The following is a 23209-nucleotide window of genomic DNA, read 5'->3' as shown; positions in this document are numbered from 1 at the left end:
CCCGGCGACCGGACGGAGGAGAACCATGGACGAAACCCTGCCCAGCGCGACGGTCCGGACCCGGGTCACGGTCCCGCTTCGGTTCCCCGACGGATACGCCACCACCGCCCTGGTGCACACGTTTCACGGCCTGGTGGACGGCCGGGAGCACCTGGCGTTCGGGCTCGGCGGGTACGCCGCCGCCGACCCGCCGCTGGTCCGCCCGCACAGCGAGTGCCTGACCGGTGACGTGTTCGGCAGCCAGCGCTGCGACTGCGGCCCGCAGTTGCGCGAGGCGGTCGAGCGGATCGCCGAGGCCGGTGGCTACCTGCTCTACCTGCGTCAGGAGGGGCGGGGCATCGGCCTGTACGCCAAGCTCGACGCGTACGCGCTCCAGGACGACGGCCTGGACACGTACGAGGCGAACCTGGCGCTCGGCCGGGGCGCCGACGAGCGGGACTACACGGTGGCCGCGCAGATGCTCACCGCGCTGGGCGTGGACCGGGTGGCCCTGCTGAGCAACAATCCGGACAAGGCGGCACAGCTCGAAGGGCTGGGCGTCGCGGTGGCCGACCGGGTGGTCACCGGCGTGCACCTGTCCCCGGCGAACGCCGACTACCTGGCGGCCAAGGTCACCCGCGCCGACCACGCCCTCGACCTTCCGTTCGTGCCGTGACCACCCGCCCGTACGTGCTGCTGAGCTGCGCGATGTCGATCGACGGTTACATCGACGACGCGACCACCGAGCGGCTGCTGCTCTCCAACGACGACGACCTGGACCGGGTCGACGCGACGCGGGCCGGGTGTGACGCGATCATGGTGGGCGCGGCCACGGTCCGCCGCGACGACCCCCGGTTGCTGGTGCGTAGCGATCGGCGGCGTGCCGAGCGGGTGGCCCGGGGCCTGCCCCCGTCCCCGGTGAAGGTGACGGTCACCGGCAGCGGCGACCTCGACCCGGTGGCCCGCTTCTTCACCGTCGGCGACGGCGTCAAGCTGGTCTACTGCCCGAGCGGGGTGGTCGACAAGGCCCGGGAGCAGGTCGGCGCGGTGGCCACCGTGGTCGACGCCGGCGAGCCGGTCACCCCGGAGGCGGTCGTCGCCGACCTGGCCGGGCGCGGGGTCGGCCGGTTGATGGTGGAGGGCGGCGGCACCATGCACCGCCAGTTCCTCACCGCCGGGCTCGCCGACGAGCTGCACCTGGTGGTCGCGCCGTTCTTCGTGGGCGACGGTCGGGCCCCCCGGTTCGTCGGGGAGGGCCGCTTCCCGTGGCACCCGGGTCGCCGGGCCCGGGTGGTCGAGGTGCGCCAGATCGGCGACGTGGTGTTGACGCGCTACGCGCTCTCCGACCGCTGCCAGGCCTGACCAACGCCGCTCCGGTTCGCTCTTGTGCAAGCTCACGGTCGAGATTAGTTTGTTGCTCATCCATACGAATGCATCCCTCCCGAAGGGGTATCGATGAGCGTGCACCACCCCGATCCGGGCGCCACCCGCCGCCGCTTCCTCGGCCTGGTCGGCCTCGGCGTGGCCGCCACCGCCGGCGGCCCGCTGCTCGCCGGATGCTCCGAGAAGCCCGCCGGCTCCGGCGCCTCCCAGCAACTCGACGCCGTCTCCGGCCTCCTGCCGACGCGGAAGGACCTGCCCGGCGCCATCAAGCCCGACATCGTCGGCACCCGCCCGGTGCCCGACGGCTACACCAGCTACCCGGCGACGCTGGTCGACGCCATCACCGACAAGCCCGGCACCAGCGGCAAGCAGATCACCGCGATGACGCCCGCCTGGGGCCCGGCGCCGCCCGGCATCGCGCAGAGCGCCTACCTCCAGGCCGTCAACGCCGAGCTGGGCACGCCTGTCAACTTCACCATCCAGGACGGCAACACGTACGCCGACAAGCTCAACGCGATGCTCAGCGCCCGCGACGTGCCGGAGCTGCTCTGCGTGCCGGGCTGGGAGGTGGAGAAGATCCCGCGGTTCGCCGAGGCGATCAAGGCGCTCTTCGAGGACCTCACCGACCACCTCCGGGGCGACGCCGCGAACGCGTACCCGATGCTGGCCAGCTTCCCGACCGGGGCCTGGCGCCAGGCGGTGTGGAACGAGCGGCTGATGTCCGTGCCCAATCCCACGGACGGGCCGTTCCCCTGGGCGCTGTTCACCCGCAAGGACCTGCTCGACGCGCGCGGCCTGGGGGTGCCGACCAACCTCGACGAGCTGCTGACCGCGGCCCGGCAGGTCACCGACCCGGCTCGCAAGGTGTGGGCGTTCGACGACGTCTTCGCCATGATCCAGATGTTCCACCGGGTGCCCGGCGCCAACCAGGGGTGGCGGCTGCGCTCCGACGGGACGCCGGAGTTCAAGTACGAGACGCCGGAGTTCCGCCAGGCGCTCGAGGTGATGGCCAAGATCTACAAGGACGGCCTGGTCCACCCGGACATCGTGGCCAGCCGCGGCGCGGACGCCAAGCAGTTGTTCGCCAAGAACGGCGCCATCGTGTTCAAGCAGGACGGCATCGGCTTCTGGCAGGGCGCCCAGGCCGAGCACCAGAAGACCAACCCGACGTTGAACATCCAGCCGGTGCCGATCTTCTCCGCCACCGGCGGCGACCCGTTGGTCTGGGGCGAGGACAAGCCGATCTCGTTCACCTTCGTCAGGAAGGGCCTCGGCAAGGACCGGGTCCAGGAACTGCTGCGCGTCATCAACTGGTGCTCCGCACCGCTGGGCAGCCAGGAGGCCCAGCTCCGGGACTTCGGCGTCGAGGGCAAGCACCACACCACGTCGCCGAACGGGCCGGTCAAGACCGACCTGGCGTTCAAGGAGATCGCCAACCAGTACTTCTTCATCAGCGGTCGCAACCCCACCATCGGGCCGTACCCGGACACCCCCCGCTACGTGCCGGACGTGCTGAACTACTCCAACCAGATGGTCAAGTTCCTGGAGAAGAACCCCTGGGCCGGGGTCAAGCTGGAGATGCCGGCCGCCTACAAGGCCAACCAGGTGCCGACCGAGGACAAGTTCACCGACGTGCTGCGCGGTCGACGCCCGCTCGGTGACGTGGACGCGATCGTCGCCGAGTGGAAGGCCAACGGCGGGGAGGAAGCCCGCAAGCTGCTCGCCGACTCGCTGCCCAAGGCGGCCAAGTGAGCGAGCCGGCCGTCGCGGTCGGGCCCGAGCGGGCCCGACCCGACGAGCCGGCCCCACCGGCCCGTCGCCGACCGCCCCGCCGTCGCCGGGTGCCGCTGCGCAGCCGGCTGCGCCGCGACTGGCAGTTGCTGGCCATGGTGGCGCCCGGCTTCCTGGTGTTGCTGATCTTCAGCTACCTGCCGATCGCCGGCAACGTCATCGCGTTCCAGGACTACAACCCGTACCTGGGCGACAATCCGTGGCAGGCGTTCACGAACAGCAACTGGATCGGCTTCGGCCAGTTCCAGCTCCTCTTCGACGACCCGGCGTTCTGGGACGCGTTCCGCAACACGCTCGCCATCACCGCGTTCCAGCTCGTGTTCTTCTTCCCGCTGCCGATCCTGCTCGCGGTGATGCTGCACAACCTGCTCTCCAGCCGGCTGCGCGGCCTCGTCCAGACCATCGTCTACCTGCCGCACTTCTTCAGCTGGGTGCTGGTGATCAGTTTCTTCGTCGCCATGCTCGGCGGCGCGGGGCTGCTGGCCCAGACCATGCGCGACGCCGGCATGCAGCCGTGGAACGTGATGACCAACCCGGACACGTTCATCGTCCTGGTCACCGCCGAGGCGGTCTGGAAGGACGTGGGCTGGGGCACCATCGTGTTCCTCGCCGCGCTGTCCACCATCGACCAGAGCCTCTACGAGGCCGCCGCGGCGGACGGCGCCGGCCGGTGGCGGCGGCTCTGGCACATCACGCTGCCCGGCCTGCGTCCGGTGATCGTGCTGCTGCTGATCCTGCGCCTCGGTGACGCGCTCTCGGTCGGCTTCGAGCAGTTCCTGCTGCAACGCGACGCGGTCGGCCGGCAGGCCGCCGAGGTGCTCGACACCTTCGTCTACCACTTCTCCATCGCCACCGGGAACTACGGCTACGGCGCGGCTGCCGGCCTGTTCAAGGCCGTGGTCGGCCTGGTGCTGATCCTGGCCGCGAACCGGGTGGCGCACCTGCTCGGCGAACGAGGGATCTACTCGAAGTCATGACCGTGATCATCCGACGGCCGCCGCGCGCGCGGCCCCACCGCCCGGTGTGGGAGGAACCCCCCACCCGCGTCGGCCAGGCGCTCAAGGCCACCCTGCTCACCCTGCTGGTGCTCGGCGTCCTCTTCCCGCTCTGGGTGGTGCTGGTGACCAGCCTCTCGTCGCGCCGGACGATCGCCGACGCGGGCGGCCTGGTGGTGGTGCCGAAGGGCATCGACACCTCGGCCTACGCCACCATCTTCGCCGGCGGCGCGGTCACCCGGGCGCTGTGGATCAGCACGCTGGTCACCGTCTGCGGCACCGCGATCGCGCTGACCGTCACCGTGCTGGCCGCGTACGGGTTGTCCCGGCCGGGCACGGTGGGGCACCGCTGGCTGCTGGCGTACTTCCTGATCCCGTTCCTGGTCTACCCGCCGCTCGTGCCCCGCTACCTGGTGGTCACCGGGCTCGGGCTCAAGGACACCATCTGGGCGCTGGTGCTGCCGTCCGCGATCAGCGTGTTCAACCTGGTGGTGGTGCGCGGCTTCTTCCAGGGCATCCCGCAGGAACTGCTGGACAGCGCGCGTATCGACGGCGCCAGCGACTTCCGGACGCTCGGCCGCATCGTGCTGCCGTTGTCCCGCGCGGTGATCGCCGTGGTCGGTCTCTTCTACGCGGTCAGCTACTGGAACGTCTGGTTCGACGCGCTGCTGTTCATCGACCGCAACGACATGTACCCGATCCAGCGGGTGTTGCAGAGCTACCTGCTCGCCGGGCAGGCGCCGCACACCTCCGGCGCGGCCAGCGGGGTGACCATGCCGCCGACCGAGGCGATCAAGATGGCGGTGGTGGTGCTGACCGTCGCGCCGATCGTCGCGGTCTACCCGTTCATCCAGCGGCACTTCATCAAGGGGGTGCTGATCGGGGCCGTCAAGGGCTGATCAGAGCACCTGGGACAGGAACCGCCGCAACCGGGGGTGTTCGGGGGCCTCGAACACGGCGGCCGGCGGCCCGGCCTCCAACACTCTGCCGGCGTCCATGAACGCGACCGTGTCGGCGACGGTGCGGGCGAAGCCCATCTCGTGCGTGACCACCACCATGGTCATGCCGGCGGCGGCGAGGTCGGCCATCACCGCGAGCACGCCCTTGACCAGCTCCGGGTCCAGCGCCGAGGTGGCCTCGTCGAAGAGCATCACCTGCGGGCGCAGCGCGAGCGCGCGGGCGATGGCGACGCGTTGCTGCTGGCCGCCGGAGAGCTGCGCCGGCCGGGCGTCGGCCTTCGCGGCGAGCCCGACCAGGTCGAGTTGGGCGCGGGCCACCGCCTCCGCCTCGTCCCGGTCGAGCTTCTTCAGCTTCCGCAGCGCGAGCGTGACGTTGCGCAGCACGCTCAGGTGCGGGAAGAGGTTGAACTGCTGGAACACCATGCCGATGCGCTGCCGCAGCGCGTCCGGGTCGTCGCGCAGCACGCTGCGCCCGTCCAGCAGCACGTCGCCCCGGTCCGGCTCGATCAGCCGGTTGACGGTACGCAGCAGCGTGGACTTCCCGGAGCCGGACGGTCCGATCACGCAGGCGGTGCCGCCCCGGGCCACGTCCAGGTCCGCGCCGCGCAGCACCCGGTGCGCGCCGAACGCCAGGTGCACGTCGCGGACGGCGAGGCTGACCGAGGTGACGGTGCCGGTGCTCATCGCGGGTCCCTTCCGGTCGGGGTGACGCCGGCCGGCGTCAGGTCGGTGTCGGGCTCGGGTGGCGGGGCGGCCGGGCGGCCCTGGCGCAGCCGCCGGTCCAGCCAGTTGACCGCGTGCGTCAGCGGCACGGTCAGCAGCAGGTAGCACAGGCCGGCCAGCAGCAGCGCGGACTGGTTGCCGGTGTTCGCCGCGTAGTCCTGGCCGATCCGGAACAGCTCCCGCTGGCTGGCCAGCAGGCCGAGGAAGTAGACCAGGCTGGAGTCCTTGATCAATGCGATGAGCTGGTTGACCCAGGCGGGCAGCACCCGGCGTACGCCCTGCGGGATGATCACCAGCCGCATCGACTCGGCCCAGGAGAAGCCGAGCGCCCGGGCGCCCTCCAACTGGGCGGCCTCCACGCTCAGGATGCCGGCCCGGAAGATCTCGCCGAGGTAGGCGGCGGCGATCAGTGACAGCGCCAGCACGCCCAGCGGGTAGGGGTTCGGGCCCCAGACCGCCATGCCCAGCGGCGCCAGGCCGACGCCGATGAGCAGGATGGTGGCCGCGGCCGGCAGGCCGCGGAACACGTCGGTGTAGACCCGGGCCGGCCACCGCAACCAGCGGGTACGCGAGATGCCGGCGACCGCCAGCAGCATGCCCAGCACCGAGCCGAGCAGGGCGGCGGAGGCGGCCAGGATCAGCGTGTTCGGCAGCCCGACGGTCAGCATCTCGGGCAGCGCCTCGCGCATCGACCCCCAGTCGAAGAACGTCTCCCAGAGGGTGCTCAGTGGATCCATGTCCGCTCCGTCCGTCCCGCTCGTGCCCGGTTACCGGCTCAGGAGGCCGCCGACGGCGACGGCACGGCTACCGATCCGCTGCCGGGGGTGAAGCCGGCCGGGATCGGCCGCCCCGGGTAGTACCGCTCCTGGAGGCGGCTCCAGGTGCCGTCGGCGATCACCTGGTCGAGGCCCTTGTCCAGCGCCTCGCGCAGCCTGTCGTTGCCCTTCGCCACCGCGTACGCGGTCGGCGCGGGGCTGAGCTGCTTCGCCGCGACCTTGATCTTGCCGGTGCTGTCGGCCGCGGACTTGTCGCCGATCTCGGCGGGCGCGATCCAGGCGTCGGCGGTGCCGGCCTTGAGCTGGTTGACCGCGCCGTTGTAGTCGGGCACCCGCACCGGGTTGAGCTTCTCCTTCGTGGCGTAGTCGTCCTGCACGGTGCCCTGGACCACCACCACGCGCTTGCCGGCGAGCTGGTCGAAGCCGGTGATCGCGGAGCCGGCCGGCACGTCCAGGCCGAAGTAGCCGAAGTCGTAGCCGTTGCCGAAGTCGACGGTCTTCTTCCGGGCCTCGGTGACCGTGATCGAGGAGCTGCCCACGTCGAACTTGCGGTTGTTGACCTGGGCGAGCAGCGCGGAGAAGTCGGTGCCGACGAACTCCACCTTCAGGCCGACCTTTTCGGCGACGGCCCGCAGCAGGTCGTTGTCGAAGCCGGTGAACTCGCCGTCCTTGAGGAAGACGTTCGGCGGGGCGTCGGTGAGCGTGCCGGCCCGGATCACACCGGGTTGCCGTAGGCCGTACGGGTTGTCGGCCGCGTCGTCGGCTGCCCCGCCGCAGGCGGTCAGCGCGGTGGCGGCGAGCACGGCGGCGGCGCCGAGCGCGGCGACGCGGGTCAGGGCGGTACGGATACGCACGATGTCTCTCCAGAGTGGACGGACACGCGGGACGCGTGCCGGTGCCGGCGCAGCCGGGCACGGCGGAGCCGGAAGGGTGGATCGGGGAAGGGTGGAGCGGTCGCTCAGCGCGCGTCGCGACAGCGGTCGCTGCACACCCGCATCAGGTCGACGTGGCGGCGCGTGACCAGCATGAGGCGGGTCGGAACGAGGGGCGGTGCGAACATCGGGTCTCCCTGGCCGGTTGGTGCTGACCTGGGTGCCAGGCCACGCTTGCGCCGACTGCCGTCGGCGCCTGGTCCTCACCCGGAGCACCCCACCGTGGCGGAGGGTTGCCGGCCAGCGAGCCGGGGCTTGACGCTGGCGCTCATGACCTGCCGAAAGGCTAGCAGCACCGGTGCGCCGGTCGTCCAGCCGTTATGACCACCCTCACGGCCGTGCCTTACCGGGCAGGGTCTTGCTATGCAACAAAGTGCATAGCAAGATGGCCGGCATGTCGCTGGAGCACGCCATCCTCGTCTCGCTGCTGGAGCAACCCGCCTCCGGCTACGAGCTGGCCCGTCGCTTCGACCGCTCGATCGGCCGCTTCTGGACCGCCACCCACCAGCAGATCTACCGGGTCCTCAAGCAACTCGCCGAGGACGACCGGATCATCGGTGAGGAGATCGGTCAGGAGAGCCTGCCGGACAAGAAGCTCTGGTCGGTCACCCCGACCGGCCGGGCCGCGCTTGTCGGCTGGCTGCACGCCCCGGTGCGCCCGGAGGCGGTCCGGCACGAACTGGCCGTCAAGATCCGGGGCGCCGCGTTCGACGACGCGGCCGGGCGCGCGCTCCTGGTCGCCGAGGTCGAGCGCTACCGCGCCGACCACGAGACCGTCCTCGCCGGCTACCTGGCCGGCGAGCGCCGCGACTTCGGCTCCGCCGCACCCGACGCCCGGGCGGCGTTGCAGCACGTGGTGCTGCGCGGCGGCATCGCGTACGAGCGGATGGTGCTGGCCTGGCTGGACGACGTCCTGGCCACCCTCCGCGACCTCGACCCGGAAAGGCCCCCCGCGTGAGCGACCCGCTGCTGTTCCACCCGCACCACTACGACCCCGCCGACCTCGACGAGACCTCGCGGCGGCTGCTGCGCGCCACCATCGACTGGTTCGAGACCCGGGGCAAGCGCGCCCTGGTCGACAGCTACCACGCCCGCGAGTGGTACGCCGACTTCCTCGACTTCGCCGCCCGGGAACGCCTCTTCGCCACGTTCCTCACCCCGTCCGCCGACGGCGGCGACGACGCCGACAAGCGCTGGGACACCGCCCGCAACGCCGCGCTCAGCGAGATCCTCGGCTTCTACGGGCTCGGCTACTGGTACACCTGGCAGGTCACCGTGCTCGGCCTCGGGCCGGTGTGGCAGAGCGGCAACGCCGCCGCCCGGGCCCGCGCCGCCGAGCTGCTCGACCAGGGGCACGTGATGGCGTTCGGCCTCTCCGAGCGTCCGCACGGCGCCGACATCTACGCCACCGACATGCTGCTCACCCCCGACGGCGCAGGTGGTTTCCGGGCCACCGGCGGCAAGTACTACATCGGCAACGGCAACGTCGCCGGGCTGGTCTCGGTCTTCGGCCGGCGCGCCGACGTCGAGGGCCCCGAGGGGTACGTGTTCTTCGCCGCCGACAGCCGGCACCCGGCGTACCGGCTGGTCCGCAACGTGGTCGCCGCCCAGATGTACGTCTCCGAGTTCCGGCTGGAGGACTACCCGGTGCGCGCCGAGGACGTGCTGCACACCGGGCCGGCCGCGTTCGACGCCGCGCTGAACACGGTCAACGTCGGCAAGTTCAACCTCTGCACCGCGTCCGTCGGCATCTGCGAGCACGCCATGTACGAGGCGGTCAGCCACGCCCACGGCCGGGTGCTGTACGGCCGGCGGGTCACCGACTTCCCGCACGTGCGCCGCGAGCTGACCGACGCGTACGCCCGGCTGGTGGCGATGAAGCTGTTCAGCGACCGGGCGGTCGACTACTTCCGCTCGGCCGGCCCGGACGACCGCCGCTACCTGCTGTTCAACCCGATGACCAAGATGAAGGTCACCACCGAGGGCGAGAAGGTGATCGACCTGCTCTGGGACGTCATCGCCGCCAAGGGCTTCGAGGCCGACACCTACTTCGACAAGGCCGCCAAGGACATCCGTGGCCTGCCGAAGCTGGAGGGCACCGTCCACGTCAACCTGGCGCTGATCCTCAAGTTCATGCCCAACTACCTGTTCCGGCCCACCGAACACCAGGCGGTGCCGACCCGCCGCGACGCGGCCGACGACACGTTCCTGTTCCGGCAGGGCCCGGCGCGCGGCCTCGGCGCGATCCGGTTCCACGACTGGCGCGCCGCCTACGACGCGCACGCCCACCTGCCCAACGTGGCCCGGTTCCGGGAACAGGCCGACGGGCTGGTCACGCTGCTCGCCGCGCACGCGCCGGACGAGACGCAGCAGCGCGACCTGGACTTCCTGCTCACCATCGGCCAGCTCTTCGCGCTGGTGGTCTACGGTCAGCTCATCCTGGAGCAGGCCGAGCTGATCCGCCTCGACGACGACCTGCGGGACGAGATCTTCGACCTGCTGGTCCGGGACTTCTCCGGCTACGCCACCGAGCTGCACGGCAAACCGGCCACCACCGACGAGCAGGCCGCCTGGGCGCTCGCCCACATCCGCCGCCCGGTGGTCGACGCCGACCGCAGCGCCCGCACGTGGCAGCGGGTGGCCGACCTGGCCGGCGCGTACGAGATGCGACAGTGAGCGGCGAAATCGGCGGGCGGGACCGCGGGGTGGGCCGGTAGGTTGCACGAATGTTCGCGCTTGCCCTGACCGACGACGCCGAGCTGCGACCGTTGCAGCCCTGGCACGCCGACGAGTTCCTCGCCAACCTCGACCGCTGCCGGGAGCACATCGCGCCCTGGGTCGGCGCGTCCTTCGTGGCCACCGACGCCGAGTCGGCCTGCCGGGTCCTCCAGGCGTACGCGGACCGGTGGGCCCGCGACGACGGCGGGATCTGGGGCATCTGGCAGCGCGGCACGCTCGTCGGTGGCGTGCTGCTGGTGTCGCTGAGCACCGCGCGCGGCGTCTGCGAGGCCGGCTGCTGGCTGGAGGCGGACGCGGAGGGCCAGGGCCTGGTCACCCGGGCCGCCCGGGTGGTCATCGACTGGGCGGTCCGGGAGCGCGGCATCCACCGCGTCGAGTGGGTGACCCGGGCCGGCAACGAGCGCAGCATCGCGGTCGCCCGCCGGCTCGGCATGCGTCGCGACGGGGTGCTCCGGGACGCCGCGCCGGTGCCGGAGGGCCGGGCGGACATGGAGGTCTGGTCGGTGCTGGCGCCGGAATGGACGGCCTGAAAAGGGTTCTTGTCGTACCCGGACGTCAACATGTGTCCATGGCTGTCCCCGCACTGGCCGACCGGTCCCCCCAGCCGCGCGCCCTGCCGCTGCGCGAGGTCCGCACCCGGCTCACCCAACTCGTCTCCCTCGCCGAGCTGACCGACACGGTCACCGTCGTCACCCGTGACGGCGATCCCCGCCCGATCGCCGCGATCGTGCCCGCCCCGGCCGCCCGCACCGGGGCCCAGGCCCGGGCCGACGCGGAGCGGATCGCCGCGATCAGCGCCGGCTGGGCCCGCCGCCTGGAGGAGCTGCACCGGCAGTCCAGCCGGCGGCACGCCGCCGAGCTGCGGGCCCTCACCGACGCGCTCGCCGAGGCGTGGGCCGAGCTGGACCGGCGCGCGCCGGCCGGCGACGCGGCCCTCACCCGGCTCCGTGCCGCCCACGCCGACCTGCTGCGCCCCTGACCGGCCGGGCCGACCGAGGCCCGGCGGCAAGCGCCGCCCGTGCCTCGCCCGAGGGCCAGGCGTCACCGGCCCCGTCGCCCGGGTCGTCCGCACCACGCGCCCGACCCGGGAGCCGCCCGGCCCGACCCGGCCGGCGCCGCCGTGCCGCGCGCACCCCCGTGGCGCGCGGCACGACGGCCGTCCGAGCGGCGGCCCGGGTGACCGCCGCCGCTTCCGGGCGCGTCCCGGCCGCTGCCGTTCACGGCTCGATCGGGCCGCTGCCGTGTCACGGCGTGACCGGGTCGCTGCCGCCGTGCTTGCCGGCGACCAGGCCCGCGGCGAGGTGCCGGGCCTCGAAGAACGCCCGCTGTGCCGGGTGCAGGACGGCCAGCGTGGTCCGGGCCGCGGCCGCCACGGCGTTGTCCGGTTCCGCGTCGGCGGGTGGCTCCGGCAGCCGGTCGCCCAGCCACGGCTCGTACGCCCCGGTGAGACCGACGTACGCGTCGTGCATGGCCAGGTGGACGATGGCCAGCGCGCGGGCGCTGCCCACCGGCCCCTGCGAGTGCGCCTCGGTGACGTCGCCGGTGGTGTGGGGCCGTTTCCCCGCCGAGCCCCCGTTGCGAACCGGCGCCCCACTGCTCAGGTGGTCCACCGCGCCGTCGTCGAAATGCGAATCGACGTCGGCTCATCCATGGTTGCGGCGGCGGCCGACGCGAGGGGTCAAGGTGAGGCGCGGGTAAATGTGGCGACTGTCGGGGGAGTAAGCAGTCGAGCAATTCGCGCAACCGAATGGCGGTTCGCGTCGTCGCAGGTCACGACGACGCCCGGGCGGTCGGGCCACCCGGGCGTCGTCGGCGGTGGTCAGCTCCGGCCGCGCTCGGCGCGGTAACGGCGGATCAGCTCCGCGGTCGAGGTGTCCACCTCGGCCAGATCCGGCGCCGATCCGGTGAGCTTCGGGGCGAGCTGGTTGGCCATCACCTTGCCCAGTTCCACGCCCCACTGGTCGAAGGCGTTGATGTCCCAGACCGCGGCCTCGGTGAAGACGATGTGCTCGTAGAGCGCGATGAGCTGGCCCAGGGTCGCCGGGGTGAGCTTCGGGGCCAGGATCGAGGTGGTCGGGTGGTTGCCCGCCATCACCCGGTGCGGCACCACGTCGGCCGCGGTGCCCTCGGCCTCCACCTGCTCCCGGGTGCGCCCGAACGCCAGCGCGGCGGTCTGGGCGAAGAAGTTCGACATGAACAGGTCGTGCATGTCGCCCAGGTCGTGATTGGGCCGGCTGAACGCGATGAAGTCCGCCGGGATCAGCCGGCTGCCCTGGTGGATGAGCTGGTAGAAGGCGTGCTGACCGTTGGTGCCGGGCTCGCCCCAGAAGATCTCCCCGGTCGGGTACGTCACCGGGGAGCCGTCGACGCGTACCGACTTGCCGTTGCTCTCCATGGTGAGCTGCTGGAGGTAGGCCGGGAACCGGTGCAGGTACTGCGCGTAGGGGAGCACGGCGTGGGTCTCCGCGCCGAGGAAGTCCGAATACCACACGTTGAGCAGCCCGAGCAGCGCCGGCACGTTGCGCTCCACCGGAGTCGAGCGGAAGTGCTCGTCGACGGCGTGGTAGCCGGCCAGCATCTCGCGGAACCGGTCCGGGCCGATCGCCAGCATCACCGACAGCCCGACCGCCGAGGGCAGCGAGTACCGCCCGCCCACCCAGTCCCAGAAGCCGAACATGTTCTCCGGATCGATGCCGAAGTCGCGCACCCGCTGCTCGTTGGTGCTGACCGCGACGAAGTGCCGGGCGACCGCGTCGTCGTCCGCGTCCAGCCCGGCGAGCAGCCAACGCCGTGCCTGGTCGGCGTTGGCCAGCGTCTCCTGGGTGGAGAACGTCTTCGAGACCACCACGAACAGCGTGCGCGCCGGATCCAGGTCGGCGGTCTTGTCGTGGATGTCGGTCGGGTCGATGTTGGACACGAACCGGCAGGAGATCCCCGCGTCCCGGTACGCCTTCAACGCCTCGTACGCCATCACCGGACCCAGGTCGGAGCCGCCGATGCCGATGTTGACCACGGTGGTGATCCGCTCACCGGTGTGACCGCGCCATCCGCCGGAGCGCACCCGGTCGGCGAACGCCGACATCCGATCCAGCACGGCGTGCACGTCGGCGACGACGTCCTGGCCGTCCACGTGCAGCGTGGCGTCCCGGGGCAGGCGCAGCGCGGTGTGCAGCACGGCGCGGTCCTCGGTGACGTTGATGTGCCGGCCGGCGAACATGGCCGCGATCTTCTCGGCGAGGCCGACCCGCTCGGCGAGCGCGGTGAGCAGCGTGACCGTCTCGTCGGTGACCAGGTTCTTGCTGTAGTCCACGTGCAGGTCGGCGACCTCGCCGGTGAGCCGCTCGCCCCGCTGCCCGTCGGCGGCGAAGAGGTCGCGCAGGTGGGTGGCGCGCATCGCCTCGGCGTGCTTGCGCAGCGCCTGCCATTCGTCGGTGGTGGTGACGTCCACAGCCATCGGGTCGATCTTCTCCTTCACGACGGGGCGGTCGGCGGGCCTTCGCCGGCGACCCCACCAGCCTGCCATCCGGGGCCGGTCACCGCGACGCGACCCGGCATCACCCCACCTGGTGGGCGCGTCCCCCGCGGCGTCGGGCCCGACACGAGCCTGGAACGTCCGGTCGACACGCCGGTCACCGGCTGACACCCGTCGATTGCCGAAAGTAATATCCTGCTGCCCGGTCCCCGTGTGGGAGGTGCCATGCCCCGAGTGGTCCACCCTCGTCCCCCGTCCGATCCGGACGAGCCGGCCGACGAGTCGGCGCTGCCGGAGCTGGTCGATCCGCACTGGATGCACCGGGCCACCGAGCTGGCCCACACCGGCTTCTGGTCGGTGGCCCGTCGGCTGCCCGCGCTGGTCCGCGAGGCGGTCGGCCTGGCCTGGGCGACCAGCCGCCGGGACACCGCGGCGTCGCTCGGCCTCAACGTGGCCGCCGGGGTGCTCACCACGCTCGGCCTGCTCGCCACCACCGGTGTGCTCCAGCAGCTCTTCGCGGCCGGTCCCACGCCGGCGCGGATCCGGGCGGCGCTGCCCGCCCTGGTGCTGGCCGCGGCGGCCGTCGCCGCGCGTGGCGCGCTGACCGTCGCGGCCGGATGGGCGCAGGCCCGGCTCATCCCGCAGATCAACTACGCGGTGGAGCGCCGGCTGTTCGAGACCACCTCGGCGGTCGAGCTGGCCGCCTTCGACGACCCGGGGTTCGCCGAGGAGATGGACCGGGCCCGCGACCGCGGGCTGGCCGAGGCCGGGTCCCTGGTCGACGACACGGTCAACCTGGTCACCGGCGTGGTGGGGGTGGTGGCCACCGCCGTCGCGGTGGCCGTCATCCACCCGTTGCTGCTGCCCTGTCTGCTCGTCGCCGCCGTGCCGGAGGCGGTGACGGCGGTGCGGATGGCCCGCCGGCAGCACGTCGACTGGCTCGCCCGGATCACCCGGCGCCGCCGCAAGTGGATGCTGGGCGACCTGATGGCCAACCGGCACACCGCGGCCGAGATCCGCGCCTACCAGATGCGCGACTTCCTGCTCTCGGAGTACCGCCTGATGACGCGTCTGGAGACCCGGGCCGAGCTGCGCCTGGCCCGGGCCCAGACGATCACCCGGGGGGTCGGCCTGTCGGTGACCGGGATCGCCACGTTCGGGCTCTACCTGGTGCTGGGAGGCCTGCTCATGGAGGGCGTGGTGGCGCTCGCGGCGGCGGCCACCGCGCTGCTCGCCCTCCAGTCCGCGCGTGGCAGCCTGCACACCGCGATCTTCGCCACCAACTCGCTCTACGAGGACGCCCTCTACTACCAGGACTACCGGGACTTCCTCGACCGCGCCGACCGGCGGATCCCGGCCGGTGGCGAGCGGCCGGTCGACGGGTTCGACCGGCTGGAGCTCGACCGGGTCAGCCTGCGGTACCCGGACACCGAGGGCGCCGCCGTCGACGAGGTGAGTCTCTCGTTCCGGCGCGGCGAGGTGGTCGCGCTGGTGGGGGAGAACGGCTCCGGCAAGACCACGCTGGCCAAGCTGATCGCCGGCCTCTACCGGCCCACCGACGGCACGATCCGCTGGGACGGCGTGGACGTCGCCGAACTGGACCCGCGCCAGGTCGCCGCCCAGGTCGCGGTGATGAGCCAGGACTGGTGGAAGTTCCCGTTCACGGCCCGGCAGAACATCCGGGTCGGCCGCCACGACCGGGCCGGTCGGCCCGGTCCCACCGTGGAGACCGCCGCCCGGGCCGCCGCCGCCCACGACATGCTCAGCGAGCTGCCGTTCGGGTACGACACGCTGCTGGACCGGCAGTTCAAGGACGGTCAGGACCTGTCGGGCGGGCAGTGGCAGCGGTTGGTGGCCGCCCGCAGCCTCTACCGCGACGCCCGGCTGCTGATCTGCGACGAGCCCTCCGCCGCGCTGGACGCGCGCGCCGAGCACGCCCTCTTCGCGCACCTGCGGCGGCACCCGGAACGGGCCGTCGTGCTGATCACCCACCGGCTGGCCAACGTGCGGCACGCCGACCGGATCTTCGTGCTGGACCACGGTCGCCTCGTGCAGCAGGGCGACCACGACACGCTGATGGCCTCCGATGGCCCCTACCGGCAGCTGTTCGAACTACAGGCGGCCGGTTACCTGGCCGGCACCGGCGAGCCGGCCGCCGAGCGTTGACCGCCGGCTCACGCGTGGGGCAGGATCGCCGGGATGCCCCGCCCCCGCCCCCGCCGCGTCGCCGTCGTCGCCGTGTTGGCCCTGGTCACCGCCGGCTGCTCCGCGTCCGGGGCCGATCCCGCCGCGTCGACCGCCGTGCCCGGGTCCGCCGGCGTGACGTCGGGGCCGCCGGCCGCCTCGACAGCGCCGTCGCCCGTGCCGGCCGCCCGAGCCGGGATCGGCGCCCGGCCGAGCGCCCCGGCCCGCCCGTGCACCGTGTTCCCGGCCGACAACGTCTGGCACGCCGACGTCTCCCGGCTGCCCGTGCACGCCCGGTCCAGCGCGATGATCGGCGCGATCGGGGCCGGCGCGACCGTGCACGCCGACTTCGGCTCCGGGCAGTGGGCGGGCGCGCCGATCGGCATCCCGGTCACCGTCGTCGCGGCCGGGCAGCGGAAGGTCCCGGTCACCTTCGGGTACGCCGACGAGAGCGACCCGGGGCCGTACCCGATCCCGCCCGACGCGAAGGTCGAGGGCGGCCCGGCCGGCACCGGCGACCGGCACGTGATCGTCTGGGACCGGGCCGCCTGCCGCGCGTACGAGCTGTTCGACGCGCACCGTTCCGGTGCCGGCTGGCGGGCCGGCTCGGGCGCGGTCTTCGACCTGCGGGCGAATCGGATGCGGCCGGCCGGCTGGACCTCCGCCGATGCCGCCGGGCTGTCCGTGCTCGCCGGGCTGGTCCGCTACGAGGAGGTGGCCGCCGGTCGGATCGACCACGCGATCCGGGTGACCGTGCCGCGTACCCGGACCGGTTGGACGTGGCCGGCCGGTCACTCCGCCTCGTCGGCCACCGACCCCGCCCTGCCGCAGCTCGGTCAGCGGCTGCGGCTCAAGCGCTCGGTCGACCTGTCCGGGCTGCCCCGGCAGGCCCGGATCGTGGCCGAGGCGATGCGCCGCCACGGGTTGATCGTGGCCGACCACGGCTCGGCCTGGTTCGTCTCCGGCGCACCGGATCCGCGCTGGGACAACGACGCGTTGCACGCGCTGGACCGCCTGCGCGGCAGCGACTTCGAGGTGGTGGACGCCGCCGGCCTGATGGCCGACCCGAAGTCGGCCGCCGTCCGCTGAACCCCGGCCGCCGTCCGCTGAACCCCGGCCGCCGTCCGCTGAACCCGGTCGACGTGGCGCGGCCGAGCGTCCACACTGTCCGGATGGAACACCGTGACCTGGTCCGGGTGAGCAGACGGATGTCGCTGGCGTTGCGGCACCGTCCCGACCGGTTCGGCCTGACGCTCGACCGGGCCGGTTGGGTGCCGGTCACCGACCTGCTCACCGCGATGCGGATCAGCCGCGTCGAGCTGGACGCCGTGGTCGCCGGCAACGACAAGCAGCGCTTCGCGGTGGAGCCCGGCCCGGACGGGGCCGACCGGATCCGCGCCAACCAGGGCCACTCGGTCCCGGTCGACCTCGGTCTGACGCCGGCGTCGCCGCCCGGCCGGCTCTACCACGGCACCGCCGACGAGGTGCTGGACGCGATCCGGGCCGAAGGGCTGCGGCGGGGACGCCGGCACCACGTACACCTGTCGCCGGACGTGGCGACGGCCCGGCGGGTCGGCGCGCGGCGCTCCGGCGCGGTGGTCGTGCTCGCGGTCGACGCCGCCGCCATGGCCGACCACGGTCACCTGTTCTACCGGTCGGCGAACGGGGTGTGGCTGACCGACACCGTCCCGCCCGGCTACCTGACCGTCAGCACGCCGTGACCGGGTGCGCCACCACGGCGTCGAAGGCGTAGGCCAGCGTGTTCGGCTCGGCCCGGTCGGGCTGGCCGGCGCCGGTGCGGTCGGTGGCGCGGGCCCGCAGCGTGTGCCGGCCGGCGGCCGGTGGGCGCCAGCGCGCGGTCCAGCGCTGCCAGGGGCCGCCCCGGTCGGCGGCCACCAGGTCGGCCGCGCGCCACCCGTCGCCGGTGTCCACCTCGACCCGTTCGATCGGGCCGGTGCCGGACCAGGACCGGCCGCGCAGCAGCAGCTCCTCGCCGGCCGGCACCCGGGCGTCCCAGGCCAGCTCGAACGCGCTCTTCACCGGCTGCGCGCCGAGCACCGTGCCGCCGTCCGGGTGACCGGGGCCGAACAGCCGGTAGAACCGGGTGTTCCAGGGTGAGAACAGCGGCGTGGTGGAGACCTCCACCGGCCCCACCCACTTGATCGAGGAGATGCCGATCCAGCCGGGCACCACCACCCGCACCGGGAAGCCGTGGTCGGCCGGCAGCGGCGCGCCGTTCATCTCGTACGCCAGCAGCACGTCGTCGAGCGCCTTGGCGACCGGCAGCGGCCGGCGGACCCGGCCCAGGTCGATCCCGCCGGTGACGTAGTGCGGGTCCAGGCCCTCGGGCATCACGTCGACCGCGTCGTCGCGCAGGCCGGCCCGGCGCAGCACGGCGCCGAGCCGGACGCCGCGCCAGCGGGCCACGCCCACACCGCCCAGCCCCCAGGCCACACCCGGGGCCGGCTCGCCCTGCTGGGAGGCGAAGAACCGCCGCCCGTTGCCGGCACACTCGACCAGCGCGGTGCTCTCCTCGGCCGGCAGGCGGCGCAGCTCGTCGAGGCTGAACTCCACCGGCGCGGTCCGGGTCGGCGCGCCGTGCAGCCCGTCGCCGAACAACGACAGCCGCCAGGTGGCCGGGTCGAGTCGCGGGGTGACGGTGTGGTTGCGGACGAAGAACCGGTCGGTCGGGACCACGTATCCCTGACCGGCCATCGCCGACCAGTGCATCTCGGCGTTGGTGTCCAACCGACGCAGCAGCTCCGGCGGCAGTGGCTTGGCGATCGGCGGGTCGACGCCGACCGGTACGGCGGTCACCGCGACCGGCTCGCGTTCCGCGGCGGCGGCGGTGACCGCGGCCATGGCGGCGCCCAGCTCCCGCAGCGCGTCACGGTCGACGCCGTCGCCGCGTGCCGCACCGGCGAGCCACTGCCGGCTCCGTTCGGTGTCGTGGGCGGCTTCGGTGGGGGACAGGCTCACGGGGACCTCCGGGCTCGGCGACACTGCCTTTCCTATTGAATCAGTAGGAGTTGGCTGTCGTCGACGTGGGCCTGCGTCGCCCCGCGGTGCCTATCCCTGGCAGGGAGTGGTTGGCGCAGGGCGGGGCTGGCGATACTTCGAGTCATGAACGCGAGAGGACAGCTCGGCGACTTCCTCCGGGCCCGGCGCTCCCAGCTACGGCCGGAAGACACCGGCGTGGCGACGTACGGCGAGCGGCGCCGGGTTCGCGGCCTGCGCCGCGAGGAACTCGCCCTGCTGGCCGGGGTGAGCGTGTCGTACTACTCCCGGTTGGAGCAGGGCCAGGCCGGGAACGCCTCCCCCGAGGTGCTCGACGCGCTCGCCCGGGCACTGCGGCTCGACGACGCGGAACGCCGCCACCTGACCGAACTGGCGGCCGGGACCCGTCGGCGACCCGCCGTGCGCCGCCCGGCCCCGGAGCGGGTGAGCCCGGCGGTCCGCCAGCTCGTCGCGGCGCTCGGCGACGTGCCGGTGCTGGTGCTCGGTCGTCGCGCCGACGTGCTGGCGTGGAACACCCCGGGGCACGCGCTGTTCGCCGGCCACCTGACTCCGGAGATCCCGGAGCGGTCGGACCGGTCCCCGAACATGGCACGGCTGGTGTTCCTGGACGCGCACACCCGCGACCTGTACGCGGACTGGCCCACCAAGGCCCGCGCGGTGGTGGCGACGCTGCGGATGGCCTCCGGGCAGGATCCGGGCGACCCGCTGATGGCCGCGCTGGTCGGCGAATTGACCCTGCGGAGCCCGGAGTTCGCCACCATGTGGGCCGACCACCGGGTGAAGGCCGGCGGCGACACCGTCCACCGGATGCGTCACCCGCTGGTCGGCGCCATGGACGTGACGCAGCAGGTCCTGCGGACCGAGGACGGTCAGACCGTCGTCGTCGCCACCACCGAACCCGGCTCGGCCTCGCACGCGGCGATGACGTTGCTCGTGCACAGCGTCACCACCGCCCGTGCCGGCGCTGCGCGCCGGCCTGTCCGGCGCGAATAGCACCACCCCGATCGTGCGACGCGAGGTGCTCCGCGAGGAGCGCCGGACCCGTCGCGCCCGTTTCACGCCCACCAAGCAGACCGTCAGTAAGGAACAAGAATGCGCAAGAGAATGACGACCCTCGCCGTCGCGCTCGCCGCGGCGGGGATCGGCGTCGTGACCGTCGTGCCGCCGAACGCGCCGGCCGCGACCGCCCGGACCCAGACCGTCGGGTCGGTCCGACCGTCCGGCTCGCCGCCGGCCTCGCGGATCGCGGTCCACTTCGACCTGACGAAGGGGCAGATGCCGGAGAACGTCGCGACCGGCCCGGACGGCACGGCCTACGTCACCTTCGCGGCCGGCCGACAGGTCGCCGCGGTCACCCCCTCCGGTGGGACGCGGATCCTGGCGACCCTGCCGGCCCCCGCCGACGGGGGCGTCCGCACGCCGGTGCTCTCGTTCGCGCTGACCACGGGAATCGTCCGAACGGCCGACGGCACGCTCTTCTTCCTGTACGCCAGCGGCGAGGCCGCCTCGACCGGGCTGTACCGGCTACGGCCCGGCCAGGTCCCGCACCGCATCGCGGCCCTGCCGGCCGACGGACTGCCGAACGGCCTGGCGTTCGACGCGACGGCGAAGCGGTTCTACCTCACCGACTCGGTGCGCGGCACGATCTCGACAGTCGCGCTGGACGGCGGCCGGGTCGAGGTCTGGTCCTCGGCGCCCGAGCTCGCCGCGACCGGTTTCCTCGGCGCCAACGGCATCAAGGTGCGCGCCGGCGCGGTGTGGGCGACCAACCTCGACCAGGGCACGCTCCTGCGCATCCCGGTGCGGCACGGTCGGCCCGGCCCGGTCCGGGTGGCGGCCACTGGTCTGGTCGGCATCGACGACTTCGCGTTCGTCGGTGCCGGTGACCGGCAGGTCGTCGCCGCGTTGAACGGGCCGAACACGGTGGTGGGCATCGACGCGGCCGGCCGGTCACGAACGCTGCTGACCGCCGCCGACGGGTTGCAGAACCCGACCTCGGTGGCCGTGCGGGGCCGCACCGTCGCGGTGCTCAGTGCCGCGTACACCACCGGTGTCGACCCGAACCTGGTGCTGGCCACGCTGCCGGGCCGCTGACCGGGCGGACGCGGTAACGCGGCGCGAGTCGTTTCCTCGATCCTGCACACCCGGACCGCCCGCCACCGTCGGATGACGGCGACGGGCGGTCCGGCGCTGCCGGCCCTCAGGTGGCGCCGAGCAGGGTCACCACGCCGGCGGCCACCAGCACGCCGGCCCACAGCCGGTCCACGTTGAACCAGGCCCGGCGCAGCACACCGACGCCGAGCACCTCGTACACCAGCAGCGCGACCGCCAGCGCGACACCGAGCATGGCCCCGGTGTGCACGGCCGCCGCGGCGAGCCCGGTCAGCGCGCCGGCCGGCGCGGCGGCCAGGTGCCCGGCGTGCGGCCCGGCGCCCACCGCCGGCTCGGCGAGCAGCACCGGCAGCAGCATCAGACCCGCGCCGTGCGCCGCCGACATCAGGAACGACCAGGCGGTGAGCTGGGCCGCCGACAGCCGCATCCCGGCCCAGCGGAAGTGCCGGTCGGACAGCAGCCGCCACAGCCCGAACCCGACCAGCAGCACCCCGCCGCCGACCGCGACCGCCGTGCCGGCCGTCACCGAGCGGGTGGCGCTGACCAGCGCGGCGACCACCGCCACCGACGCCAGGTGCCCGGCCGCGATCGGCGGCAGGGCGGCCAGCAACGCGGCCCGGCGGCGTTCCTGGAGGCCCCGGGCCACTGCGAACAGCCAGCCCATCGCCGGGTTCAGGCCGTGGAACGCGCCGAGGCCGACAAGCGCCGCCCAGGTCGCGCCGGTCACGGGAAGCAGTACGAGTCGGACGAGGCGTCGCCGCCCTGCAACCGGGTCTGGTGCACCCGCCGGCCGCGGAACTCGTCCCCGCGCGGGAAGAAGCGCGGGTCCGGCACGAGGCCACCGTGCTTCTCGTCGACGTCCAGCTTCGCCACCCAGGCGCCCACGCCGTCGGGATAGAACTGGTCGTCCCACGCGCCGTAGAGCGAGTTGCTGACGTAGACGCGGCGGCCGTCGCGGCTGATCTCCACCATCTGCGGCCCGCCGGCGAGGGGCTCGTCGGGGTACGCCGGGTGCGGGGTGCGGGCGACGATGCCACCCAGGCGCACCGAGCCGACCCGCACCGGGTGGAACGGGTCGCTGACGTCGTAGCGGATCAGTTCACCGGTGCCCCAGCAGGAGACGTGCAGGAACCTGTCGTCCACCGACAGGTCGATGTCGGTGACCAGCGGCGGCACCGCCCCGAACGGTTTGAGCAGCTCGGGCAGGTCCGCCGCGTCGGCCGGCTCGGCCGGGATGTCGATCACCTTGGTCACCGCCCAGGCGTCGCCGTCACGGTGCCACAGCCAGACCGAGGCGGACAGGTCCTCGACGCTGATCACCACGCCGACGAAGCCGTACGACTTCGTCGGGTCGTGCGCGGGGCGCAGCTCCAGCGCCATCTGGTACGCGTCGCCGAGGTCGACGCGTTGCACGTGTCGACGCTTCGCCAGGTCCCAGAAGTGCAGCGCGTGCCCGTAGCGGCGACCCAGCAGCAGCTCGCCGACGATGCCGTCCTCGATCATCGACGGGGTGCCCCACTCGCTGGTGACCAGCACGTCCTGCGTGTAGTGCCACCAGAAGTCGTACGCCAGGAACTGCGGTCCCCGGTCGGCCTCCCACGCGCCGCGTACCTCGAACGTGGTGTGGTCGAGCACCGCGATGCCGCCCGGCCCCTCCTCGCCGTCGGCGCCGCCGAGCGCGGAGACGTAGATGCCGTCCGGCCCGCAGTGCACGGTGTGCGGGCGGGAGTACCCGGCGCGCTCGCCCAGCTCCTTCGCCTCGATCACCTTCACCAGCTCGGGTCGGCGCGGGTCCGGCTTGGTGTCCAGCACGTGGATGCGGGACGAGCGCAGGCCGGGCACGATCAGGTAGCGGCGTTCCACGTGCGGGTGCGGCGCGGTCGGGCAGAGCGCGCTGCTGCACGCGTTCCAGCCGAAGTGGTGCAGCTCGTCGCCGGTGTGCGGCAGCTCGGTCCAGCCCACCACCCGGCCGTACGTGTCGGAGGCCGGATCGGTGTCCAGCACCGCGATCGCGTCCGGTTGCCGCCCGGCGCGGTCGAACGCGGCCACGTACGCCAGCTTTTCGGCCGGCGCGGCGGCGGCGAGCGTGGGGGAGGGGTAGAACGTCGGGTCCGGGGTCCAGCGGGTCATCGGTGCTCCATCATGG

Annotated in this window: 22 protein-coding genes and 1 riboswitch; of the genes, 14 read left to right on the top strand and 8 right to left on the bottom strand. The window is 73.1% G+C overall.

The window, feature by feature from the left end; genetic code table 11:
• The first annotated feature begins 25 nt into the window (after positions 1-25).
• From ribA to OG767_RS19015, 5 genes are all read left to right on the top strand, one after another.
• The gene (gene ribA, locus OG767_RS19035; RefSeq protein WP_405089789.1) at positions 26-655 is read left to right on the top strand and encodes a GTP cyclohydrolase II; all 630 of its coding nucleotides are present in this window, start codon (positions 26-28) and stop codon (positions 653-655) included.
• Positions 652-1341, top strand: a complete 690-nt coding sequence (locus OG767_RS19030; protein WP_405089788.1) for a RibD family protein — start codon at positions 652-654, stop codon at positions 1339-1341. The genes ribA and OG767_RS19030 overlap by 4 nt, the downstream gene beginning before the upstream one ends.
• Before the next feature lie 93 nt (positions 1342-1434).
• Positions 1435-3114 (top strand): extracellular solute-binding protein, encoded by a 1680-nt coding sequence (locus tag OG767_RS19025; protein WP_405089787.1) that lies wholly within the window; start codon positions 1435-1437, stop codon positions 3112-3114.
• Complete coding sequence (locus OG767_RS19020; protein WP_405089786.1) at positions 3111-4130, top strand: ABC transporter permease; 1020 nt, start codon at positions 3111-3113, stop codon at positions 4128-4130. Before OG767_RS19025 ends, OG767_RS19020 begins: the two co-directional genes overlap by 4 nt.
• Positions 4127-5047, top strand: coding sequence for a carbohydrate ABC transporter permease (locus OG767_RS19015; protein ID WP_281941957.1), 921 nt, complete (start codon positions 4127-4129; stop codon positions 5045-5047). Before OG767_RS19020 ends, OG767_RS19015 begins: the two co-directional genes overlap by 4 nt.
• Here OG767_RS19015 and OG767_RS19010 read toward each other — a convergent pair whose 3' ends face one another.
• Genes OG767_RS19010 through OG767_RS19000 form a run of 3 tightly spaced genes read right to left on the bottom strand, consistent with a single transcriptional unit; the run spans position 5048 to position 7460 of the window.
• Complete coding sequence (locus OG767_RS19010) at positions 5048-5791, bottom strand: amino acid ABC transporter ATP-binding protein (RefSeq protein ID WP_405089785.1); 744 nt, start codon at positions 5789-5791, stop codon at positions 5048-5050.
• Positions 5788-6567 (bottom strand): amino acid ABC transporter permease, encoded by a 780-nt coding sequence (locus OG767_RS19005; RefSeq protein ID WP_405089784.1) that lies wholly within the window; start codon positions 6565-6567, stop codon positions 5788-5790. The genes OG767_RS19010 and OG767_RS19005 overlap by 4 nt, the downstream gene beginning before the upstream one ends.
• 38 nt (positions 6568-6605) lie before the next feature.
• Positions 6606-7460 (bottom strand): ABC transporter substrate-binding protein, encoded by an 855-nt coding sequence (locus tag OG767_RS19000; RefSeq protein WP_405089783.1) that lies wholly within the window; start codon positions 7458-7460, stop codon positions 6606-6608.
• A 243-nt stretch (positions 7461-7703) separates the two neighbouring features.
• A riboswitch (SAM riboswitch) is annotated at positions 7704-7814 on the bottom strand.
• A gap of 118 nt (positions 7815-7932) precedes the next feature.
• On the opposite strand from OG767_RS19000, the gene OG767_RS18995 reads away from it, so the two are divergent.
• The 4 genes from OG767_RS18995 to OG767_RS18980 are packed head-to-tail and all read left to right on the top strand — an operon-like array spanning position 7933 to position 11256.
• Positions 7933-8496: a PadR family transcriptional regulator gene (locus OG767_RS18995; RefSeq protein WP_405089782.1), complete on the top strand. Its 564-nt coding sequence runs from the start codon at positions 7933-7935 to the stop codon at positions 8494-8496.
• The gene (locus tag OG767_RS18990) at positions 8493-10214 is read left to right on the top strand and encodes an acyl-CoA dehydrogenase family protein (RefSeq protein WP_405089781.1); all 1722 of its coding nucleotides are present in this window, start codon (positions 8493-8495) and stop codon (positions 10212-10214) included. Before OG767_RS18995 ends, OG767_RS18990 begins: the two co-directional genes overlap by 4 nt.
• A gap of 50 nt (positions 10215-10264) precedes the next feature.
• Positions 10265-10807, top strand: a complete 543-nt coding sequence (locus OG767_RS18985) for a GNAT family N-acetyltransferase (RefSeq protein ID WP_405089780.1) — start codon at positions 10265-10267, stop codon at positions 10805-10807.
• Between the two features lie 38 nt (positions 10808-10845).
• Positions 10846-11256, top strand: coding sequence for a type II toxin-antitoxin system Phd/YefM family antitoxin (locus OG767_RS18980; protein ID WP_281941943.1), 411 nt, complete (start codon positions 10846-10848; stop codon positions 11254-11256).
• Between the two features lie 265 nt (positions 11257-11521).
• On the opposite strand, the gene OG767_RS18975 is transcribed toward OG767_RS18980, so the two are convergent.
• Together OG767_RS18975 and pgi are read right to left on the bottom strand one after the other, a co-directional pair.
• Positions 11522-11887: a hypothetical protein gene (locus tag OG767_RS18975; protein ID WP_405089779.1), complete on the bottom strand. Its 366-nt coding sequence runs from the start codon at positions 11885-11887 to the stop codon at positions 11522-11524.
• 209 nt (positions 11888-12096) lie between these two features.
• On the bottom strand, positions 12097-13731 hold the full coding sequence (gene pgi, locus OG767_RS18970; protein ID WP_405094246.1) for a glucose-6-phosphate isomerase: 1635 nt from the start codon (positions 13729-13731) through the stop codon (positions 12097-12099).
• Positions 13732-13974: 243 nt separating this feature from the next.
• Here pgi and OG767_RS18965 point away from each other — a divergent pair, with 243 nt between their 5' ends.
• The 3 genes from OG767_RS18965 to OG767_RS18955 all read left to right on the top strand — a co-directional run bounded on the left by OG767_RS18965 (position 13975) and on the right by OG767_RS18955 (position 17654).
• The gene (locus OG767_RS18965) at positions 13975-15915 is read left to right on the top strand and encodes an ABC transporter ATP-binding protein (protein ID WP_405089778.1); all 1941 of its coding nucleotides are present in this window, start codon (positions 13975-13977) and stop codon (positions 15913-15915) included.
• 33 nt (positions 15916-15948) lie between these two features.
• On the top strand, positions 15949-17022 hold the full coding sequence (locus tag OG767_RS18960; RefSeq protein WP_405089777.1) for a hypothetical protein: 1074 nt from the start codon (positions 15949-15951) through the stop codon (positions 17020-17022).
• 83 nt (positions 17023-17105) lie between these two features.
• Positions 17106-17654 (top strand): RNA 2'-phosphotransferase, encoded by a 549-nt coding sequence (locus tag OG767_RS18955; protein WP_405089776.1) that lies wholly within the window; start codon positions 17106-17108, stop codon positions 17652-17654.
• Here OG767_RS18955 and OG767_RS18950 read toward each other — a convergent pair.
• Entirely contained in the window at positions 17641-18912 is a 1272-nt protein-coding gene (locus OG767_RS18950; protein WP_405089775.1) for a sulfite oxidase, read from the bottom strand. The two genes, OG767_RS18955 and OG767_RS18950, sit on opposite strands and share 14 nt — an antisense overlap.
• 144 nt (positions 18913-19056) lie before the next feature.
• Here OG767_RS18950 and OG767_RS18945 point away from each other — a divergent pair, with 144 nt between their 5' ends.
• Both OG767_RS18945 and OG767_RS18940 read left to right on the top strand, forming a co-directional pair.
• On the top strand, positions 19057-19944 hold the full coding sequence (locus OG767_RS18945; RefSeq protein ID WP_405089774.1) for a helix-turn-helix transcriptional regulator: 888 nt from the start codon (positions 19057-19059) through the stop codon (positions 19942-19944).
• A gap of 99 nt (positions 19945-20043) precedes the next feature.
• A complete protein-coding gene (locus OG767_RS18940; protein WP_405089773.1) occupies positions 20044-21045 on the top strand; it encodes a hypothetical protein in 1002 nt (333 codons plus the stop codon).
• Positions 21046-21151: 106 nt separating this feature from the next.
• On the opposite strand, the gene OG767_RS18935 is transcribed toward OG767_RS18940, so the two are convergent.
• Complete coding sequence (locus OG767_RS18935) at positions 21152-21790, bottom strand: hypothetical protein (RefSeq protein ID WP_107159691.1); 639 nt, start codon at positions 21788-21790, stop codon at positions 21152-21154.
• Positions 21787-23193, bottom strand: a complete 1407-nt coding sequence (locus tag OG767_RS18930; RefSeq protein WP_405089772.1) for a selenium-binding protein SBP56-related protein — start codon at positions 23191-23193, stop codon at positions 21787-21789. The genes OG767_RS18935 and OG767_RS18930 overlap by 4 nt, the downstream gene beginning before the upstream one ends.
• Positions 23194-23209: the final 16 nt, after the last annotated feature.

It is taken from the genome of Micromonospora sp. NBC_01392 (assembly GCF_045040125.1).
Lineage (GTDB): Bacteria > Actinomycetota > Actinomycetes > Mycobacteriales > Micromonosporaceae > Micromonospora.
The sequence above is the reverse complement of the archived record's forward strand: the minus strand, read 5'-3'. Positions and strand labels throughout refer to the sequence as shown.

Coding starts and splice junctions, on each gene's coding strand:
- ribA (WP_405089789.1), top strand. CDS start 26: ATGGACGAAACCCTGCCCAGCGCGACGGTCCGGACCCGGGTCACGGTC.
- pgi (WP_405094246.1), bottom strand. CDS start 13,731: ATGGCTGTGGACGTCACCACCACCGACGAATGGCAGGCGCTGCGCAAG.
- OG767_RS18960 (WP_405089777.1), top strand. CDS start 15,949: ATGCCCCGCCCCCGCCCCCGCCGCGTCGCCGTCGTCGCCGTGTTGGCC.
- OG767_RS18995 (WP_405089782.1), top strand. CDS start 7,933: ATGTCGCTGGAGCACGCCATCCTCGTCTCGCTGCTGGAGCAACCCGCC.
- OG767_RS18930 (WP_405089772.1), bottom strand. CDS start 23,193: ATGACCCGCTGGACCCCGGACCCGACGTTCTACCCCTCCCCCACGCTC.
- OG767_RS19025 (WP_405089787.1), top strand. CDS start 1,435: ATGAGCGTGCACCACCCCGATCCGGGCGCCACCCGCCGCCGCTTCCTC.
- OG767_RS18980 (WP_281941943.1), top strand. CDS start 10,846: ATGGCTGTCCCCGCACTGGCCGACCGGTCCCCCCAGCCGCGCGCCCTG.
- OG767_RS19010 (WP_405089785.1), bottom strand. CDS start 5,791: ATGAGCACCGGCACCGTCACCTCGGTCAGCCTCGCCGTCCGCGACGTG.
- OG767_RS18965 (WP_405089778.1), top strand. CDS start 13,975: ATGCCCCGAGTGGTCCACCCTCGTCCCCCGTCCGATCCGGACGAGCCG.
- OG767_RS18955 (WP_405089776.1), top strand. CDS start 17,106: ATGGAACACCGTGACCTGGTCCGGGTGAGCAGACGGATGTCGCTGGCG.
- OG767_RS18985 (WP_405089780.1), top strand. CDS start 10,265: ATGTTCGCGCTTGCCCTGACCGACGACGCCGAGCTGCGACCGTTGCAG.
- OG767_RS18945 (WP_405089774.1), top strand. CDS start 19,057: ATGAACGCGAGAGGACAGCTCGGCGACTTCCTCCGGGCCCGGCGCTCC.
- OG767_RS19005 (WP_405089784.1), bottom strand. CDS start 6,567: ATGGATCCACTGAGCACCCTCTGGGAGACGTTCTTCGACTGGGGGTCG.
- OG767_RS19015 (WP_281941957.1), top strand. CDS start 4,127: ATGACCGTGATCATCCGACGGCCGCCGCGCGCGCGGCCCCACCGCCCG.
- OG767_RS18940 (WP_405089773.1), top strand. CDS start 20,044: ATGCGCAAGAGAATGACGACCCTCGCCGTCGCGCTCGCCGCGGCGGGG.